Annotated in this window: 1 protein-coding gene and 1 pseudogene; one reads left to right on the top strand and one right to left on the bottom strand. The window is 73.0% G+C overall.

The annotated features are described in order from the left end of the window. Positions 1–379: pseudogene (locus tag I5G_RS20225) on the top strand (DNA-binding response regulator); the annotation flags it as partial. 139 nt (positions 380–518) lie between these two features. Here the strand turns inward: I5G_RS20225 and I5G_RS02600 are convergent. Next, the gene (locus I5G_RS02600) at positions 519–1,019 is read right to left on the bottom strand and encodes a hypothetical protein (RefSeq protein WP_022877661.1); all 501 of its coding nucleotides are present in this window, start codon (positions 1,017–1,019) and stop codon (positions 519–521) included. Positions 1,020–1,088: the final 69 nt, after the last annotated feature.

Raw genomic sequence — 1,088 nt, 5'->3', positions numbered from 1 at the left:
AGGCCGCGGCTCGCGCCATCCAGCACGGCGCGAGCGGTTCCTGCTCAAGGACTCCGATCCCGAATTCCTGCTGTCCGCGGTGCGGACGGTGCACGCCGGGTCGGCGGTGATCGCCGCGCAGGCCACGCGCGACCTGTTCGCTCACATCGCGCAGGGCGGCGCGACCGAGCCGCTGCCCGCGAGCTACGGCGCTCTGACCGATCGCGAGCGCGAGATCTTCGCCCTCGCGGCGGCGGGGCTCAGCAACGCCGAGATCGCCGCGCGCGAGTTCCTGTCGGAGGCGACGGTGAAGACGCACGTGAGTCGCATCCTGACCAAGCTCGCCCTCCGCGACCGCGTGCAACTCGTCGTCTTCGCGTACCGCCACGGGCTGGTCTGAGCGCGGCGCGCGCCGGGTGCCGACGGCGCAACCTCAGTGACCCGCCGTGGGTCGGTGGCATCCGGCCGAGTTCGGCTGAGGTTGTGCGGATCGCTGAGGTTGGGGTGGCGCGACGCGCTGCGCGACCGCCGGCCGCGGCTCAGTCCTCCGTGAGCTCCGGGTCGTGCGCCCACGTCGGGGCGAGGGCGCGGATGCGCGCCGCGCGCCACTGCCACATGGCCCAGAGGCCGGGCCATAGGGCGGGGGCGGCCGCGCCACCGATCGTGAGGCGTTCCCGCCACAGGGTCCGGTTCGGGTCGCCGGGCGCGGCCGAGACCGCCATCTGGTGGTCCCAGACGTCGAGCGCCGCGAGCGGCCCGGTGAGGGGGACGCCCCAGTCGCGGAACACCCGGACCCGGCCGTTGCCGTCGAAGGTCTCGCGATCCGCGACGGAGATGAGCTGGCGTCCCACGGGGAACACCCCCGCCGCGCGCATCTGTACGGGTACGTCGTCGCCCGAGGAGAACGACGTCGGAGCCTCTTCGAGCGTCTCGACGTCCAGCAGGGGTCCGTAGAGTTCCGCGACCGCGCGCGGGGAGTGCAGGGCTCGCCAGGCGGCATCCGGATCGCAGTCGATCTCGAACTTCAGCAGAATGCGCATGCTCGCATCGTGCCACCTCCGGCCGGAAACGACGTCGGGTTGACGGACCGGTCCGCCGACACCGCTCGT

Source organism: Microbacterium sp. B19 (assembly GCF_000333395.1).
GTDB lineage: Bacteria > Actinomycetota > Actinomycetes > Actinomycetales > Microbacteriaceae > Microbacterium.
The sequence above is the reverse complement of the archived record's forward strand: the minus strand, read 5'-3'. Positions and strand labels throughout refer to the sequence as shown.

Coding starts and splice junctions, on each gene's coding strand:
- I5G_RS02600 (WP_022877661.1), bottom strand. CDS start 1,019: ATGCGCATTCTGCTGAAGTTCGAGATCGACTGCGATCCGGATGCCGCC.